This window comes from Nonomuraea sp. NPDC048901, from assembly GCF_040649695.1.
Lineage (GTDB): Bacteria > Actinomycetota > Actinomycetes > Streptosporangiales > Streptosporangiaceae > Nonomuraea.
In genome coordinates this window covers 124,257-140,396 of sequence record NZ_JBEZFW010000013.1, presented here as the reverse complement: position 1 = coordinate 140,396, position 16,140 = coordinate 124,257, and the positions used below count along the sequence as shown (strand labels likewise).

Here is a 16,140-nt window from a genome sequence, read left to right as displayed (position 1 = left end):
GCAGAGCCATCGCCGGCCTGCGGCGATCTAGGCATACTTCAAGTAACCTCCGCCGCCAAGCCCATGTCAAGGTCGTCGAATGCTGCGGCAATTTCCCGGAAAACCAGCTCTGCGCGGAAAAGGGGGTAAGAGTAGCGGAAGGGTGTCCACGGAGGCGATAAACGTGGTCAGACTTTTAACGTCGGCGCGCCCATAATTGCCTGACCCGCTGGGAGAATTTGCCGGACATTTGATGGATTTCACGATTTTGACCAACAACGAAGACACGGCCATCGACGGCCGCGGGCAGGTCGCGGCGCGTCCGGTGTCAACGCGCGGCTACGGGAGGCCGGGGACGGCGAGTGCCCAGCCGCGGTCCTCGGTGAGGAAGCGGTCCAGGCGGAGCCCGCACTCGGCCAGTGCCGCGCGCAGGTCGTCGTCCGTCAGCCGCCAGGACGTGAACGACTGGGTCCACACCCGATCCCGGTGCGTGTAGCGCATCGTCGCGTTGAACTGGTCCGGCCCGGCCGCCTCCAGGGCCGCCAGCGTGACCGTCATGTCGCCGTCCGTCCTGCCCTGGCCGGGCCGCCGGGCGTCGTGCGTCTCGGGCGGCGTCCACTCGATCAGCACGGCTCCGCCGGGCGCCACGTGCCGGGCGCAGGCCGACAGCAGCGCCCGCCGGCCGTCCTCGTCGGAGGTGTTCACCAGGTACGAACCCAGCATGACCGCGTCGAAGCGCCGCTCCAGCCGCAGATCCTGCGCCCGAGCCTGTACGGTCCGCGCGCCCCGCACGTGGGCCAGCATCTCGGCCGACTCGTCCACGGCCACCACCTCGAAGCCGTGCTCCAGCAGCGCGTGCGTCACCCGGCCGACGCCCGCGCCCAGCTCCAGGACGGAGCCGCCGCGCGGCACCACCTCCGCGACCAGCTCCGCCTCGCCGCGGGGCTTCAGCAGCGTGTAGTACTCGACGGGGGAGCCGTCAGGGGTGATCGAGCCGGGGCCGGTCCCGGAGCGGGGGATGATCGTCATGCCTTCGAATCTAACTCCGGGCGAGCGCACATGGGATCCCGTTCTCGCGGGGACGAAGGTGCTGTGTCCCCTCAGGTGCGTCATCTGATCGGCGCGGTGGCCGGGTCGGCCGCGCTGCCCCTCGTCTACTACCTGACCGAGGCGGGCGCCAGGGCCCTGCGAGCGGCGTACGCCGCCTTCCGGCCCGCGCCCGCCGGGCTCGGCTACCTGACGGCCGTGGCGGCCATCGTGCTGCTGCTCGCCGCCTGGTCGTGGCTGTCGCCGCTGGCCGCGCTGGCCTGCGGGCTGCCGCTGACCGCCGCCGCCGCGCTGTTCGCGTTCGACCTCGACGTCGCGCTCGACCTGGCGGGCCGGCTGCCGAGCTTCGCGGTGCCCACCGGCCAGCCGGTGGGCACCATGGCCGGTGAGCCGCCGGGCGCCCTGGCCGGGATGACGGGCCTGTACGCCGTCATCGGCGTCCTGCTGGTGTTGTCGGCGCTGCTGCCGCGCAGACGGCGATCTATCCTGGGCGGATGAGCGGACGGGACCCGGATCGGCGCAAGGCGCTGCTGGACGCGGCGGACCGGGTCATCCTGCGTGAGGGCCCCGAGGCGTCCATGGCCGCGATCGCCGCCGAGGCCGGGATCACCAAGCCGATCCTCTACCGCCACTTCGGCGACAAGAGCGGTCTCTACGAGGCCTTGGCCGACCGCCACGTGCGCACGGTCATCGCCCAGCTGCGTCCCGGGTTCGCCGGGGCAACCTCCGACCTGCGCTCTGGGGCCGCGTCCGACCTGCGTCCAGGGTTCGCCGAGGAGGCCGCGACCGATCTGCGCGGCCGGGCCAGGACGACGATCACCGTCTACCTGGACCTGATCTCGGCCAACCGCAACCTCTACCGTTTCCTGTTCCACCGGGCCAGCGCCGAGGACACCCGGATGCGCTCCCACATGACCGCGCTCGTGCGCAGCCTCGGCGAGGAGCTGGGCGGGGTGCTGGCCGCCGAGCGGGTGGTGCCGGAGCCCGTACGCGCCCAGGTGCTCGGTCACGCGTTCGTCGGCATGGTGCAGACCACCGGCGACTGGTGGCTGGAGCATCCGGAGGTGGATCGGGCGGAGGTCGTCGAAGGGCTGGTGGACGTGATCGTCGCGGCCGTCAGTCACCGAAGCGGGAGAGCGTCTTGAATTCCCTGTAGTTCCCTGAAGGAATCAGGCAACTCGGACGGGCGTGGCCTGGCCTGGGCTGCCCCGGTGCTTGGCGAGCATGAGCACGGGGGTGGCTTTGGCGTGGTGGAAGCCGGTCCGGTGGTGAGAATTCCTGACATGTCCTGTCCGGTATGGCTGGTGCCGTCCCGGCTTGGGTGCATGGCCCGCCGGACGCTGTCCACCGCTGGTGGGCGGTGGGGCGGGCACCGTGCGCCGGTCGGGCACACGGCTGGACGTCATCGGGTTGTTTCGTGAGTTGGCTGAGGTGCGGGTGGGCCGTTTTGGGGTGGGGCGGTTCTTGGCTCTGTCGCGTGCTGCCGGTCGGGGTGCAGGTCGGTTCGGGTGCGGCGGGCGCGGCGGGCTGCACGAGTGGGCTTGCGTGTTCGGCGGGCGCGGGCGACATTCCCCTCCACGATGGCGTGGATGGTGCGCACCCCGGTGGAACGGTGGGTGCGGGTGGCGTTTTGGCCGAGTAGGCCGCGGGAGACGATCCGTTCGGCCGCTGCCCGGTCCCGGTCACAGGACAGGCCGCAGGCCGGGCAGTAGGCCCACCTCCAGCCCTTGTCGGTGAGCCGGTCGGGGGCCGGGCAATGCTTGAGCACCGACGTGCCGTCCCCGCACCGGGGGCAGTATCGGGAGGTGCCGCGGGCTGGGACGGTGACCACGGCGATGGCGTGCTTGGCGGCCAGATGCCGGATCGCCTCGACGATCTGCCCGCGTATCTGCCCCGACAGGCGCGTGTTCGCGTTGCCTCGGCGTCCGCGTGCTTCCAGGGTGGCCAGGTCTTCCAGGTAGATGACCGTCGTCCCGGCGGCCACGGCCTGGTCGACTGCCCAGCGGGCGGCCGACCAGGCCAGCGCCTTGTTCAGGTTGCGGATGCGCGCGCACAGTCGCTCATGTTCGACACCGAGGACCTGGTAGGCCGCGCTCAACGCGGCGTAGCGGGGGTCGGCGGCAGTCATGCCGGCCAGGAGTCGTTGCTGGCGCTGAATCTTGGCGGCCAGGTGCTCACGCTCGGCCCGCAGTCGGTGCAGCTTGGCCGACACACCGCTCGCATCGTAGAGCAGCGGCCGCCCATCGCCGATCACCCGGCCGCCGGAGATCACCCGCCCATCGGCCACAAGACGTCCCACCACACCGGTCAGCAGCCCGTTGAGGCCCCAGTCGAAGCCGCACCCGATCATATGACCGGTAGCGGGTACGAAGCCGATCAGGATCTGGAACGGCAGATCGACGCGCACCCGACCCTTGGTCACCCGCAAGGTAGGGGCGCACAACCTCGCCTCCGGCGGCACGGTCGGCGGCAAGACGACAGGCAGCACATGCCAGGCCCAGTCCCTGGGGGACGCGGGCGATTCGACCAGGGGAAGCCGCACCCGCAGCCGGGCGCTGCGGTGGCCGGTGCGCTCCAGGGTGAGCAGTTGCCGGTCGGCAGCCGCCAGCACGACCTGCGCCGCAACGTTCGGCGGCTCCTCCAGTTCGGTCAGATCTGCCGGGAAAACCTCATGCTCGTCGCGATAGGCGCGGATCTGCCGGGTCCGGTTACGGATCTCCGCCGCCGTCACCCCGTCCGGCAGCAGCGCGCGCAACGCGTCCCATTCGGCATCGGTGCGCGCACCCGGATTGTGCGGCCAGGTGGCCACGATCGCCTCCACCAGGCGGCGCCGGTGCAGCGCCAGCCGCAACAGGCGGGCGGCCTGCTCCTGCGCGCACCGCAACACCCGATCGCAGATGTACACGCCCGGCTCCGGGCCCACACCCCAGCCCAGCCGCCGAACAGCCATCCAGCCCTTCGACGGCAACACTCGCCCGTCCAGCCCCACCCCGCCGGCCAGCCCATCCAGATCAGCCGGATTCCACCGGGCTGCGACCAAGCAGCCGGCCAGATCCCGCGCCAGAGCGGTCAGCCAAGCCACCCGCCGCGCCAGCAGCGCCTGAGGGACTACCTCGCCCGTTTTCTCCACCATGGCGGCGTGGGTGGTGCACGGGGCGGTCGCGGTGAGCTTACTCACGCACCGCCCCCGTTGGGTGATGGGTTCCCAGGCGGCATCGACGCATCTGCGGTCCACCCTGCGGTCCACCCTGCACCCTGCCCACCCCACCTCTACGATGTGTGACTTCAACGCTACCAAGAGTTGACACCTTTGGATAGAACATGTGAGCGATATGCATTCGCCGGATACCAACACCGACCCCCTCGCCTCACCGCGCCAATGTCGGCACGCGCGATCAGGCCATACGCCAAAGAAGCACCTACGGGCACCGCGCCACCATCCGCACCGAGATCCGCCGCACCCCTCTGGCCAACCTCGTCCAGCCCGTGCACGCACCGCCGGGCCCGACAGTGCGGCGAGCCGGAAGATGACGGTCACGGCCCACCTTCGGGCGTCCAAGCGAACGCCGCCCCCGCCTCCGCACCCAAGGCTTGGCCGGAAACCCCACACTCGCCGCCGCCTCCGAAGACGAGACCGAATCCGTGCCCCAGACCACGTTCCACCGGCACAACACGGACTACGAGCCCATAGCAGAACCTGAGGTTCTCATAGCGAATATGAGGAACGGTTCATACCCTCCCATGCCGCCGGGCGTAGTTGAGCGCCCACCCGAACACCCCGAGTGCGGCGGCAAGATAGACGGCGTTGAGCCGACGGCGTTGAGCCCTATGAGATCCCGATCAGCCCGAGCGACCAGCCGAGCAGGAGCAGGATGCCCATGAACGGCACCAGCCCCACGCCCAGGCTCGTCACCCCGAACCCGTAGAGCACCAAGGCGAGACCCGCCATCACGGCGACCGCGAAGACCACCTTGCCCAGCGAGAACAGCATACGATCAACGGCAACGGGTTTTCGGCCGAGCGGCAGTGGCACGGGTTCTCAGCCGAGCAGCCGCAGCAGGTCCCACTCGTTCTCGCACACCCTGCGCCCGATCGCGGCCAGCTCGACCGAACGCGCGCCGCCGCGCAGGTGGCGCATCGTCTGCATCATGCAGATGACGCCCCATTTGAGCACGCCGAACGTCTCCCACCAGCGCAGCGCGTCCCGGTCGACGGGCTGCCCGCCGGCCTTCTCGTACGCGCTCACCAGGTCGTCATAACCGCCGAAACCGCCCACCGGCAGCGGCGAGCCGAACCGCCACGCCTTCACGCACAGCCAGCCGAGGTCCTCGACCGGGTCGCCCGCGTGGGCCAGCTCCCAGTCGAGCACCGCCCGGATCCCCTCGGGCCCGACGATCAGGTTGCCGTTGCGGAAGTCGCCGTGCACCACGGTCCGCCGCGCCGCCGCCGGCCGAGTCGCCGCCAGCCGCCGGAAGGCCAGCTCGAACACCGGATGCGGCTCACCGATCTGATCGAGCGCGTCCCGCCACTGCCGCAGCGGATGGTCGGTCACGGGCACGCCAGTCAGGCCCGTGGGCACGGCAGCGGTGGCCGGGTCCGGGGCGCCAGCAGGGGGGAGCGCCGACAGCGGCATCCGGTGGATCGCCGCGAGCGCCTCGCCGCACTGGGTGGCCAGCCGCGGCCGGACCCCCGCGTACGCCTCGTCACGCAGGATCCTGCGCGGGATCGTCTCGCCCGCCACCCGCGTCATGAGGATGTACGGCTCACCGGCCGCCACGACCCGCGGCACCGGCACCCCGGCCTCGGCGGCGGCCTGCATCAGCGTGGCCTCGCTCGCCAGGCTGCCACCGGCCTCCAGGGCGGCGCCGGGGGAGTCGAGGCGCAGGATCAGTTCGTGCCGTTCGTCCCCGTCGAGCACGTCGAGCGCCCACGTCTCACGCGAGGCCCCGCCGGGGAGCCGCGCGCTGAAGGGCACCGACGCGCCGGGCCCGAAGACCTCGCGGACGATCGAGTGGACGATCGAGTGGACCGGCTCCGTCATCGCAGCCCGAACTCCCAGTTCCCGCCCGCCGCGTAGGCGCCGAGTATCCGCCGTCCCACGGAGTCGATGTGCACCTCGTCGGGGCCGTCGTAGATCCGCCCGGCCCTGGCGTGCCGGTACATCCGGTCCAGCGGGGTGTCCGGAGTCAGCCCCGCCGCGCCGTACACCTGGATGGCCCGGTCGATCACGTTGTGCAGCATGCGGGAGCCCACCACCTTGATCGCGCCGATCTCGACCCGGGCTTCCGAGCCGGCGTCGATGGCCCGCGCGGCGTCGAGCGTCAGCAGCCGCGCGGCCTGGATCTCGGTGTAGGAGTCGAACACGTGCTGCCGCATGAGCTGCTTGGCGGCCAGCGGCTCGCCGAACGCGCTCCGCTCGCGCAGCCGGCGGCACATCAGGTCGAAGGCCCGCTGCGCCTGGCCGAGCCAGCGCATGCAGTGGAAGATCCGTCCGGGGCCCAGGCGCCGCTGCGCGATCACGAACCCGTCGCCGCGCTCCCCCAGGAGGTTCGAGGCGGGCACCCGGACGTTGTCGTAGCGGACCTCGCAGTGCGCGCCGTCCAGCCCCAGGACCGGTGTCTCGCGGATGATGTCGTAGCCCGGTGTGTCGGTCGGCACGAGGATCATGGAGAAGGACCGGTGCGGCGCCGCGCCGTCCTCCGTCCGGCACATCACGGTGGTGTACGCGGCCCGGGACGCGCCGGTCGTGAACCACTTGTGCCCGTTGATCACCCATTCGCCCCCGTCGAGGACCGCGGCCGTCCTGAGCTGCGTCGGGTCGCTGCTCGACACGGACGGCTCGGTCATCGCGAAGCTCGGCGAGATATCGCCGCGCACCAGCGGGTCGAGGTAGCGTTCCCGCTGCTCGGCCGAGGCGTGCTCGTGCAGCATCAGCGAGTCCTGCAGCGTGTACGTCCCCAGCGCGATCTGCCCGAACTCGCTACGCCCCTGCACCTCGTTGACGTAGACGTAGTCGAGGAAGGGCAGCCCGCCCCCGCCCAGCTCACGCGGGTGACCGAGGGCCCACAGACCCTCCTTCTTGGCCTCCGCCCGCAGTTCGTCGAGCGCCGCCCCGGCGGCCGGCCCGCCCTGGTGGAGCACGTTCTCGGCGGGCTCGACCCGCTCGGTCATGAAGGTGTGTACGGCATCGCGGATGGGGCGGACGCTGTCAGGGACGGCGAAGCTCATGACAGGATCTCAACCGATAATCGTTGCCCGGTCAACGGATTCGGTCGCGTTTCCAGGCCGCCCACCGGCCGGACGCGGCAGGGTCAGCACACGCCGGGCAACCCGCACACCTTGGCCGCCATCTTCCTGGCCTCCTTGGTCAGGCCGCCGGGGTTGTAGCTCCCCTCGTCGGTCGTGTAGATCATCAGGGCGCTGCCCTTACGTGCGACGACACCGGTGACGGTCTGGTTCACGTGGCCGTCCTGCCGCGTCTGGTACCCCATGCCCCAAGCCTCATCGCCCGCCTTGGCCTTGTTCGTCCGCCACCGGATCGAGAGTTCGGGCGACGACGGATCGCCCTTGCGCGCGCATCGCTTGACCTCGGCGCGCAGCCGGGTGAGCACGGCATGGGCGGCACGCGGGCTCTTGTAGATGATGAGCTGTTCGGAGGAGCCGCTGGGGGCGGAGGTCCCGAGCGTGATCGTGCGGGCCGCCAACCGGCCGCCGTCAACGGCGCGCCGGTGCCCGCACGGGTTCAGCTCCAACGGCCTGGTGAGTTTGTCGCTGATCTCGTAGCTGACTTCAGCGGCCTCGTCGGGGCTCAGCGGCTTGCGCGCGTCGCGCTCCATGAGCAGGAAGTTCTTCGGAATCTCGGTCACGGTCACCGGGGACAAGGCCAGCGCCAGGGAGAGGGTCACATGGATCATGAAGGGTTGGACGCCGGCGGGGACGACGTTGTTCGCGACGGGAACGCCACTCAGTGGACGGCAGGTTCGAGCAACACCGTGCGCAGCTGGGACGGCGCCGACCGCAACACGGCCGTCCAGACCACCGGAACGGACCTGGCCGCCGTCGTCTACGTCCGCGACGCCACCGACCAGATCATCCGCCGGGACGCGACCGGTGACCCCACACCCAGCGCGTGAACGGTCAGCAGGCCGCTGCGCATCAAAGTCGTCATCCGGCACTCGGCCAAGGATGTGTATTGGATCGTCGGCAAGAGAACAGCCCGGGAATACCACTACAGAATGGGTGGTAACGGCTGGCGGCTCAAGAGCTACCGTGTCGGAAAGCGGGCCGATCCGCGAATCGAAGCCGTTCCGATGGGGCTGTCTCTCCGTCTTCGCAGGCGGGATGGCCGCAGTAGGCGCCGCGTCAACGACCGGTCCATGGGGGACAGGTTGGGCCCTTATAAGGGTGGGAGCGGCGATGAAAGCCGCGAAACGCTGATGAGTCAAAGGAGTTCCTGATGGCAACCCCGCACGACGTTCCCTCGGCGGCCCACCTGGTGGCGGCCGTCCGCGACTTCCTGACCGACGACGTGCTGCCCGCGGTCGAGGGCCGGGTGCGCTTCCACACCCGGGTGGCGATCAACGTGCTCGGCATGGTCGAGCGGGAGATCGAGCTCGGCCCCGGCCAGGCGGAGGAGCACGGGCGGCGGCTGGCCGGGCTGGGGGTGAGCGACGACGCGGAGCTGGCGGCGGCCGTCCGCGAGGGCCGCCTCGACGACTCGGGCCTGGTCGAGGCGCTCAGGGACGCCGTACGGGCCAAGCTGGACGTGGCCAACCCCGGCTATCTCGGCGACGGCTAGTCGATGCTGACCGGCTGACGGCCGGTTCCCAACTGGGAACCGGCCGTCGACCGGCCAGGAAGGCGATCAGTGCGATGCCGCCAGGTCCAGGTCCTTGACCTTGGGGTCGCCCTCGTCGGCGAAGTAGTCCTCGCGCGAGGTCGCGTCCGGCCCGTCGGCCACCTTCATGGCCCGGAACACCAGCGTGCCGAGCGCCGCGACGATCAGGTTCACGGCCAGCGCCAGGAAGCCCGCGTAGATCGTCATCTTGGTGTCGATCCCGAGGTTGGCCAGCCCGAACGCCGAGCCGCCGAAGTGGGCCTTGCCGTTGGCCGGGTTCGGGATCATGTACAGCATCCAGATGCCCGCGCCCATCCCGGCGATCCAGCCGGCGATCAGGCCGCCCTTGTGGAACCAGCGGGTGTAGAGGCCCAGCCCCACTGACGGCAGCGTCTGCAGGATGATCACGCCGCCGATGAGCTGCAGGTCGATGGAGAACTGCGGGTCGAGCAGCAGGATGCAGAGCACCGCGCCCACCTTGACCACCAGGGAGACCAGCTTGGAGACCTTGGCCTCCTGGGCGTCCGTGGCGTCCTTGCGCAGGTATTCGCGGTAGATGTTGCGGGTGAACAGGTTCGCCGCCGCGATCGACATGATGGCCGCCGGGACGAGCGCGCCGATGCCGACGGCGGCGTAGGCGACGCCCGCGAACCAGTCAGGGAACATCTGGTCGAACAGCGCCGGGATGATCGTGTTGGTGTCCGCCTTGCCGTTGGCGCCCATGACCGGCTTGGTGCCCGCCGCGATCGCCATGAAGCCGAGCAGCGCGATCAGGCCGAGCAGGAAGCTGTAGGCGGGCAGCGCCGCCATGTTCCGCTTGATGACGCCGCGGTTCTTGGAGGCCAGCACGCCGGTGAGGCTGTGCGGGTAGAGGAAGAGCGCCAGTGCCGAGCCGAAGGCCAGCGTGATGTACTGGAGCTGGTTACCGGCGTTGAGGGTGATCCCGTCGCCGGGCGCCGGGCTCGCCTCGAACTTGGCCTTGGCCGCGTCGAAGATCGACCCCCAGCCGCCGAGCTTGGCCGGGATGTAGATGACCGCCGCCAGGATCACGATGTAGATCAGCGTGTCCTTGACGAAGGCGATCAGCGCCGGCGCCCGCAGCCCGGACTGGTAGGTGTAGGCCGCCAGGATGGCGAAGGCGATGATGATCGGCAGGTGCCCGGTGATGCCCATCGTCTTCAGCACGGCCTCGATGCCGACGAGCTGCAGGGCGATGTACGGCATGGTCGCCACCAGGCCGGTGATCGCGATGATCAGCGCCAGCGTCGGCGACCCGAACCGGGCCCGGACGAAGTCGGCCGGGGTGACGAACCCGTGCACGTGCGACACCGACCACATCCGGGCCAGCACCAGGAACACCAGCGGGTAGACCACCACCGTGTACGGCAGGGCGTAGAAGCCCAGCGCCCCGGCCCCGAACACCAGCGCGGGCACGGCCACGAAGGTGTAGGCGGTGTAGAGGTCGCCGCCGACCAGGAACCAGGTGATCCAGGAGCCGAAGTTCCGGCCGCCCAGGCCCCACTCGTGCAGGCTCTCGATGTTCTCGGGCCGCCGCCATTTGGCCGCCACGAAGCCCATGACGCTCACCGCGAGGAACAGCAGCGCGAAGACGACCAGCTCGGTCACGTTGGCGTTCACTTGGTCATCCTGTACACGATCGTGGTGCAGCCGACGCCGACGATGATGAAGGCGATCTGCAGCCAGTAGAACAGCGGGAAGCCGAGCAGCCGGGGCTCGTCGGCGTTGAACAGGAAGGTCAGCAGCGGCAGCACGATGGGCAGCACCAGCAGCCAGTTCCAAGGGCTGCGGTCACTGCGTGCCCGCCCGGGTTCCCCGGTTGTCATCGACCCCTCCGAAGCATGGATCAGGAGCCGGTCTACGCTCTGAACCGGCTCCTGACATCTCGTCAATGGGAGGAGATTAGCTTTTCCAGGGGATTAATCCCAATGTCGGCTGGGTTACGGTTTGGCCTAAATGTCACGTCGAACCGGACAGGTTGAGATCCTTGATGCGCGGGTCTCCCTCGTCGGCCGTGTAGTGCTCGGGGGCGGTGCCGTCGGGGCCGTCCGCGACCTTGAGCGCCCGGAACAGCAGCGTGCCGAGTGCCGCCACGATCAGGTTCACGGCCAGCGCCAGGAAGCCCGCGTAGATCGTCATCTTGGTGTCGAGGCCCAGCTTGGACAGCGCGAACGCCGAGCCGCCGAAGTGCTCGTGCTTGGTGGCCGGGTTGGCGACGTTGTAGAGCATGAGGATGCCGGCGCCCATTCCGGCGACCCACCCCGCGATCAGCCCGCCCTTGTGGAACCAGCGGGTGAACAGGCCGATGGCGACCGACGGCAGCGTCTGCAGAATGATCACGCCGCCGATGAGCTGCAGGTCGATGGAGAACTGCGGGTCGATGAACAGGATGAACAGCACCGCGCCGATCTTCACCACCAGCGAGGTGACCTTGCTGACCCCGGCCTCCTGGGCGTCGGTCGGATCGCGGTTGATGTACTCGCGGTAGATGTTGCGGGTGAACAGGTTCGCCGCCGCGATCGACATGATGGCCGCCGGGACGAGCGCGCCGATGCCGACGGCCGCGAACGCGACGCCCGCGAACCAGTCGGGGAACATCTGGTCGAACAGCTGCGGCACGACGGTGTTGACGTCGGTGCCGATCGGCTTGATCTTCGCCGAGATCGCCATGTACCCGAGCAGCGCGATGAGCGCCAGCAGCAGGCTGTAGGCGGGCAGCGCCGACATGTTCCGCTTGATCACGTCGCGGTTGCGCGAGGCCAGCACGCCGGTGACGCTGTGCGGGTAGAGGAACAGCGCCAGCGCCGAGCCCAGCGCCAGCGTGACGTACTGGAGCTGGTTGTTGGCGTTGAGCAGGGTCCCGTCGCCGGGCGCCGGGGTCGCGGCGAACTTGGCCGTGGCGTCGCCGAAGATCTGGCTCCAGCCGCCCAGCCGGGCCGGGATGTAGATGATCGCGACGAGGATGACCAGGTAGATGAGGATGTCCTTGACGAAGGCGATGAGCGCGGGCGCCCGCAGCCCCGACTGGTAGGTGTAGGCCGCCAGGATCACGAACGCGATGATCAGCGGCAGGTCGGTGAGCAACCCGCTGCCGGACACGCCCATCGTCTTCAGCACGGCCTCGATGCCGACCAGCTGCAGCGCGATGTACGGCATGGTCGCCACGATCCCGGTGATGGCCACCAGCAACGCCAGCGTCGGCGAGCCGAACCGTACCCGCACGAAGTCGGCCGGCGTGACCAGGCTGTGCACGTGCGACACCGACCACAGCCGGATCATGATGAGGAACACGATCGGGTAGGTGATCACCGTGTACGGCACCGCGAAGAACCCGGCGGCGCCCGCCCCGAACAGCAGCGCGGGCACGGCCACGAAGGTGTAGGCGGTGTAGAGGTCACCGCCGATGAGGAACCAGGTGATCCACGCCCCGAAGTTGCGCCCGCCCAGCCCCCACTCGTTGAGGCTGGCCAGGTCGGTGGGCCGGCGCCACCGGGCGGCGACGAAGCCCATGCCGCTGACCACCAGGAACAGGACGGTGAAGATGATGATCTCGGTCAGATGCTCGCTCACCGCTGCCTCCGGCGCTTGGTCATCTGATAGACCAGCGTGGTCGTGCCCACGCCGAGGGCGATGAAGGCGATCTGCAGCCAGTAGAACAGCGGGAAGCCCAGCAGCCGGGGCTCGTCGGAGTTGTACAGGAACGTCAGCAGGGGGATGGCGATGGGGAGGAGCAGCAGCCAGTTCCAGGGGCTGCGGTCACTCTTGTCATCGGGCAAGGCGGTCTCCTAGGGGAGATGCGGCTCTTGCCCTCGCAGACTAGTGAGGTGATTATTTCGGTCAGGTCACTGATCGACGAGTGGTCGGCTCCCCGCGACGAACGGTCGGTCCCGTGATGAGGCCCGGTCGCTCAGACATCCCGCTCGGGCGGCGGTCCTCGGCCGGCCGGTAGCCGGTCCCGCGTAAAACATGACAAGAGATGTCCTCTTTCCGGCATCGCGGTGCGGGTGGATCGCCTGGACCCGGCACAGGTGAAGGCGCTGGCCGAGCGGATCGAGCGCGAGCAGGGACGGCTTGATGTGCTGGTCAACGACGTGTGGGGCGGCGAGCCGCTGTACGAGTGGGACACGCCGGTGTGGAAGCACCATCTGGACAATGGGCTGCGCCTGCTCAGGCTGGCCATCGACACCCACCTGATCACCAGCCATTACCTGCTGCCGCTGCTGATCCGCCACCCGGGCGGGCTGGTGGTCGAGGTGACCGACGGCACCACGGGCTACAACGACACGCATTACCGGGTCTTCGCCGTACTACGACCTGGCCAAGGTGTCGGTGAACCGGCTGGCCTTCAGCCAGGCGCACGACCTGGAGCCGTACGGCGGCACGGCGGTGGCGCTCACCCCGGGGTTCCTGCGCTCGGAGGCCATGTTGGAGCTGTTCGGCGTCACCGAGGAGACCTGGCGCGAGGCGGCGCCCGACCCCGCGTGGGCGGTGTCGGAGACCCCGGCCTACGTGGGCCGGGCGGTGGCCGCCCTGGCCACCGACCCGGACAAGGGCCGCTGGTCGGGCCGGTCGGTCTCCAGCGGCGAGCTGGCCCAGGTGTACGGGTTCACGGACGTGGACGGCAGCAGGCCGGACGTGTGGCGCTTCATCACCGAGGTCCGGGAGGCCGGTAAGGAGGCCGACCCGGAGGACTACCGGTAGAGAGCCGCCCGCCGGTAAGGGCTACCGGTAGAGGTCCGCCAGCCGGGCCGCCGCCCCGGCGACCAGGGCGCGCAGCTCCGGTGGTTCGAGCACCTCCGCCTCCGGCCCGAAACGCAGCACCTGGCTGTAGGCCACCTGGACCGACTCCACCCCCAGCCGGACCGTCCCGTCGGGCTGGAGCGAGGCCAGCGCGTCGGGCAGGGCCGCCGGGTCGGCGATGTGGCGCAGCAGGCGCACACCCGCCTCGCTCAGCCGCAACGTGATCGTCTCGCGCAGCAGCGAGCGGGTGAACGCCGCCGACTGCCCCGTCCAGAAGGCCGCCAGGTCGAAGCCCGGGTCGCGCTCGAAGACCCGGGCCAGCACGGAGATCTCCCCGAACCGGTCCACCCGGTAGATCAGGAACCGCTCCCCGCTCCTGGCCGCCAGATACCACGCGCCGGCCTTGAGCACGAGCCCGTACGGCTCCACCGTCCGCTCCGCGCCCTTGTAGACGGCCGTCACGGCGAGGTCCCGCCAGACGGCCCTGGCCAGCGGCGCGAGCGCGGCCGGGGGCGGGGAGTCACCGGCGAACCAGCCGGGCGCGTCCAGATGGAAGCGCTGCGCGGCCGTCGCGGGCGCGTCGCGCACGCCGGGTGACAGCGCCGCGGCGGCCTTCAGCCGGGCCGTCGCGGCCACCTCCTCCAGCCCCATCTCGCGCAGCGCCGCGGGCACCCCCGACAGGAACAGCGCCTCCGCCTCGGCCCGGTCGAGCCCGGTCAGCCGGGTACGGTAGCCGTCCAGCAGCCGGTAGCCGCCGCCGCGCCCCCGATCGGCGTAGACCGGCACCCCCGACTCCGACAGCGCGAGCACGTCGCGGTGGATGGTCCGCTCGGACACCTCCAACTCCTCGGCCAGCTCCGCGGCCGTCATCCCGCCGCGCCCCTGCAGCAGCAGGAGCAGCGACATCAACCGCGCGGCGCGCACAGCGGCAGGATCATGGCCGAGGGATGCTCGGGGGAGTGGAACACCTCGACGTCGGCGGGCACCATCTCCCCGCCCAGCCCGAGCGACTGGCCGGTGCCCGGATTGCGGGCGATCGTCGGGTAGGCCCCGGCGGCGACGTGCACCCGGATCCGGTGGTCGCGGGCGAACCGATGCCCGACCGGCCACAGGTCCACCAGCACCCGCCGGATGTCGTCGGCCGCCGAGTCGGGACCCAGGCGCCGCACACCCTCGCACACGTTGAGCGAGCGGCCGTCCGGATGCACGTCGCAGACGCGCACGACCACGTCCACGTACGGGGTGCTCGACCTGACGAACAGCTCGGCGCCGACCGGCCCGATCAGCTCCACGTCCGACTCCAGCGCGGCGGAGCTGTAGACCAGCACATCGCGCCGCGCCTCCAGCCGCCGCTGGTCCCTCGGCCTGGAGTCGGCCAGCAGCACCGGGCCGCCGAGCACCGGCGTCGGATGGTCCGGGTGGTAACGGAAACGGTCGGGCTCGTCCTCCCGCGGGAGCTCGGTGCCGAGCCCGAAGCCGTGCTGCAGGTGCCACCGCTCCGGCCGCATCTCGGGCACCGGCCAGTCGGGGTAGTCGCGCCACTCCTCGGCCCCCGTCACGTACAGCCGCACCGGATCGGGGCGCAGCCCGGACGGGTCGTCCAGCAGGTGCGCGCGGAACCAGGCCAGCGCGTCGGCCATGGCCGGCCGCCCGTGCCGGCGGTCCACGTGGTACCAGGGCCCGATCGTCAGGTACGGCCGCCGCCCGGCCGCCCGCATCGCCTGGTAGTCCTTGAGCTGCCACGGCAGGAACACGTCGTACCAGCCGCCCAGCATGGTGACGGCCGCCTCCACCTCGCCGACCTTCGGGGAGAAGTCACGCTTGTCCCAGTACGGCACCGCCGGGTCGGCATGGTGCTCCAGGAGGTCCTGGAAGAAGGGCAGCGGCCGCCCGGCCGACACCTGGTCCAGTTCGGCCACCGGCCGCCCGGACAGGACCGCCCGGCGGGTCAGCCGGGGCGCCGTCAGCATCGCCGTACCTCCGAAGGGGCGGGACATGGCGTCGGTCAGCGTGGTCCAGCTCAGCGCGGACTCCAGCGCGAACGCCCCGCCCACGTAGGCGGCGTCCCTGAACTGCGAGGCGGTGATCTGCGTGGCCATGGCCTTCAGCTCCGGTCCGGCCTCGGCCGCGATGGCCCACTGCGCGTAGCCGAGATAGGAGGGGCCGAACATCGCGAACGACCCGCCGTACCAGGGCTGCGCGCGCATCCAGGCGACGGTGGCCAGGCCGTCGTCGTGCTCGTCGCCGAGGGGGTCCAGCGTCCCGCCCGAGCCGAAACCGCCCCGGCAGCTCTGGATCACCACCTGGAAGCCGCGCCGGGCGAAGCCCCGGCCGCACATCCAGCCGAACAGGCCGCGCCGGCCGTACGGGGAGCGGATCAGGATCACCGGCGCGCGGTCCCCTCCTCTGACCGGCGCGTAATGGTCCGCCAGGAGGGTCACGCCGTCGGGCATCGGAATGGGAAGGTCACGCCGGACCCGCACACGTCGCATTACCTACGAGTAACAGATGCCTCCGGG

Annotated in this window: 16 protein-coding genes and 1 pseudogene; 5 read left to right on the top strand and 12 right to left on the bottom strand. The window is 70.3% G+C overall.

The genetic code is table 11. From position 1 onward, the window contains the following. Positions 1–318 precede the first annotated feature (318 nt). Positions 319–1,008: a class I SAM-dependent methyltransferase gene (locus AB0C30_RS37870; RefSeq protein WP_357953092.1), complete on the bottom strand. Its 690-nt coding sequence runs from the start codon at positions 1,006–1,008 to the stop codon at positions 319–321. Positions 1,009–1,071: 63 nt separating this feature from the next. Here AB0C30_RS37870 and AB0C30_RS37865 point away from each other — a divergent pair, with 63 nt between their 5' ends. Beyond that, positions 1,072–1,524: a hypothetical protein gene (locus AB0C30_RS37865; RefSeq protein ID WP_357953090.1), complete on the top strand. Its 453-nt coding sequence runs from the start codon at positions 1,072–1,074 to the stop codon at positions 1,522–1,524. Then, positions 1,521–2,171: a TetR family transcriptional regulator gene (locus AB0C30_RS37860; protein WP_357953087.1), complete on the top strand. Its 651-nt coding sequence runs from the start codon at positions 1,521–1,523 to the stop codon at positions 2,169–2,171. The genes AB0C30_RS37865 and AB0C30_RS37860 overlap by 4 nt, the downstream gene beginning before the upstream one ends. 257 nt (positions 2,172–2,428) lie before the next feature. Here AB0C30_RS37860 and AB0C30_RS37855 read toward each other — a convergent pair whose 3' ends face one another. From AB0C30_RS37855 to AB0C30_RS37835, 5 genes are all read right to left on the bottom strand, one after another. Next, on the bottom strand, positions 2,429–4,204 hold the full coding sequence (locus tag AB0C30_RS37855; protein WP_357953084.1) for a transposase: 1,776 nt from the start codon (positions 4,202–4,204) through the stop codon (positions 2,429–2,431). Positions 4,205–4,852: 648 nt separating this feature from the next. Beyond that, positions 4,853–5,017: a hypothetical protein gene (locus AB0C30_RS37850; RefSeq protein WP_357953080.1), complete on the bottom strand. Its 165-nt coding sequence runs from the start codon at positions 5,015–5,017 to the stop codon at positions 4,853–4,855. 48 nt (positions 5,018–5,065) lie between these two features. Beyond that, positions 5,066–6,067, bottom strand: a complete 1,002-nt coding sequence (locus AB0C30_RS37845; RefSeq protein ID WP_357953078.1) for a phosphotransferase family protein — start codon at positions 6,065–6,067, stop codon at positions 5,066–5,068. Then, on the bottom strand, positions 6,064–7,254 hold the full coding sequence (locus AB0C30_RS37840; RefSeq protein WP_357953076.1) for an acyl-CoA dehydrogenase family protein: 1,191 nt from the start codon (positions 7,252–7,254) through the stop codon (positions 6,064–6,066). Before AB0C30_RS37840 ends, AB0C30_RS37845 begins: the two co-directional genes overlap by 4 nt. Positions 7,255–7,337: 83 nt before the next feature. Next, positions 7,338–7,931 (bottom strand): hypothetical protein, encoded by a 594-nt coding sequence (locus AB0C30_RS37835; RefSeq protein ID WP_357953075.1) that lies wholly within the window; start codon positions 7,929–7,931, stop codon positions 7,338–7,340. Between AB0C30_RS37835 and AB0C30_RS37830 the strand changes: the two genes are divergently transcribed. Next, positions 7,932–8,159: a hypothetical protein gene (locus AB0C30_RS37830; protein WP_357953072.1), complete on the top strand. Its 228-nt coding sequence runs from the start codon at positions 7,932–7,934 to the stop codon at positions 8,157–8,159. It begins immediately after the preceding gene. A 323-nt stretch (positions 8,160–8,482) separates the two neighbouring features. Continuing rightward, a complete protein-coding gene (locus tag AB0C30_RS37825) occupies positions 8,483–8,824 on the top strand; it encodes a DUF6285 domain-containing protein (protein WP_357953070.1) in 342 nt (113 codons plus the stop codon). 66 nt (positions 8,825–8,890) lie between these two features. On the opposite strand, the gene mctP (AB0C30_RS37820) is transcribed toward AB0C30_RS37825, so the two are convergent. The 4 genes from mctP (AB0C30_RS37820) to AB0C30_RS37805 all read right to left on the bottom strand — a co-directional run bounded on the left by mctP (AB0C30_RS37820) (position 8,891) and on the right by AB0C30_RS37805 (position 12,657). Beyond that, the gene (mctP, locus tag AB0C30_RS37820; protein ID WP_357953068.1) at positions 8,891–10,501 is read right to left on the bottom strand and encodes a monocarboxylate uptake permease MctP; all 1,611 of its coding nucleotides are present in this window, start codon (positions 10,499–10,501) and stop codon (positions 8,891–8,893) included. Further along, positions 10,498–10,707, bottom strand: coding sequence for a DUF3311 domain-containing protein (locus AB0C30_RS37815; protein WP_225292873.1), 210 nt, complete (start codon positions 10,705–10,707; stop codon positions 10,498–10,500). Before AB0C30_RS37815 ends, mctP (AB0C30_RS37820) begins: the two co-directional genes overlap by 4 nt. A gap of 133 nt (positions 10,708–10,840) precedes the next feature. Then, entirely contained in the window at positions 10,841–12,451 is a 1,611-nt protein-coding gene (gene mctP, locus AB0C30_RS37810; protein WP_357953066.1) for a monocarboxylate uptake permease MctP, read from the bottom strand. After that, entirely contained in the window at positions 12,448–12,657 is a 210-nt protein-coding gene (locus AB0C30_RS37805; protein WP_357953063.1) for a DUF3311 domain-containing protein, read from the bottom strand. The genes mctP (AB0C30_RS37810) and AB0C30_RS37805 overlap by 4 nt, the downstream gene beginning before the upstream one ends. A 210-nt stretch (positions 12,658–12,867) precedes the next feature. Here AB0C30_RS37805 and AB0C30_RS37800 point away from each other — a divergent pair. Next, positions 12,868–13,582 (top strand): annotated as a pseudogene (locus AB0C30_RS37800) (SDR family oxidoreductase); the annotation flags it as partial. A gap of 21 nt (positions 13,583–13,603) precedes the next feature. Here the strand turns inward: AB0C30_RS37800 and AB0C30_RS37795 are convergent. Both AB0C30_RS37795 and AB0C30_RS37790 read right to left on the bottom strand, forming a co-directional pair. Next, positions 13,604–14,545, bottom strand: coding sequence for a WYL domain-containing protein (locus tag AB0C30_RS37795; protein WP_357953061.1), 942 nt, complete (start codon positions 14,543–14,545; stop codon positions 13,604–13,606). Further along, entirely contained in the window at positions 14,527–16,113 is a 1,587-nt protein-coding gene (locus AB0C30_RS37790) for a CocE/NonD family hydrolase (RefSeq protein WP_357953059.1), read from the bottom strand. Before AB0C30_RS37790 ends, AB0C30_RS37795 begins: the two co-directional genes overlap by 19 nt. Positions 16,114–16,140 lie beyond the last annotated feature (27 nt).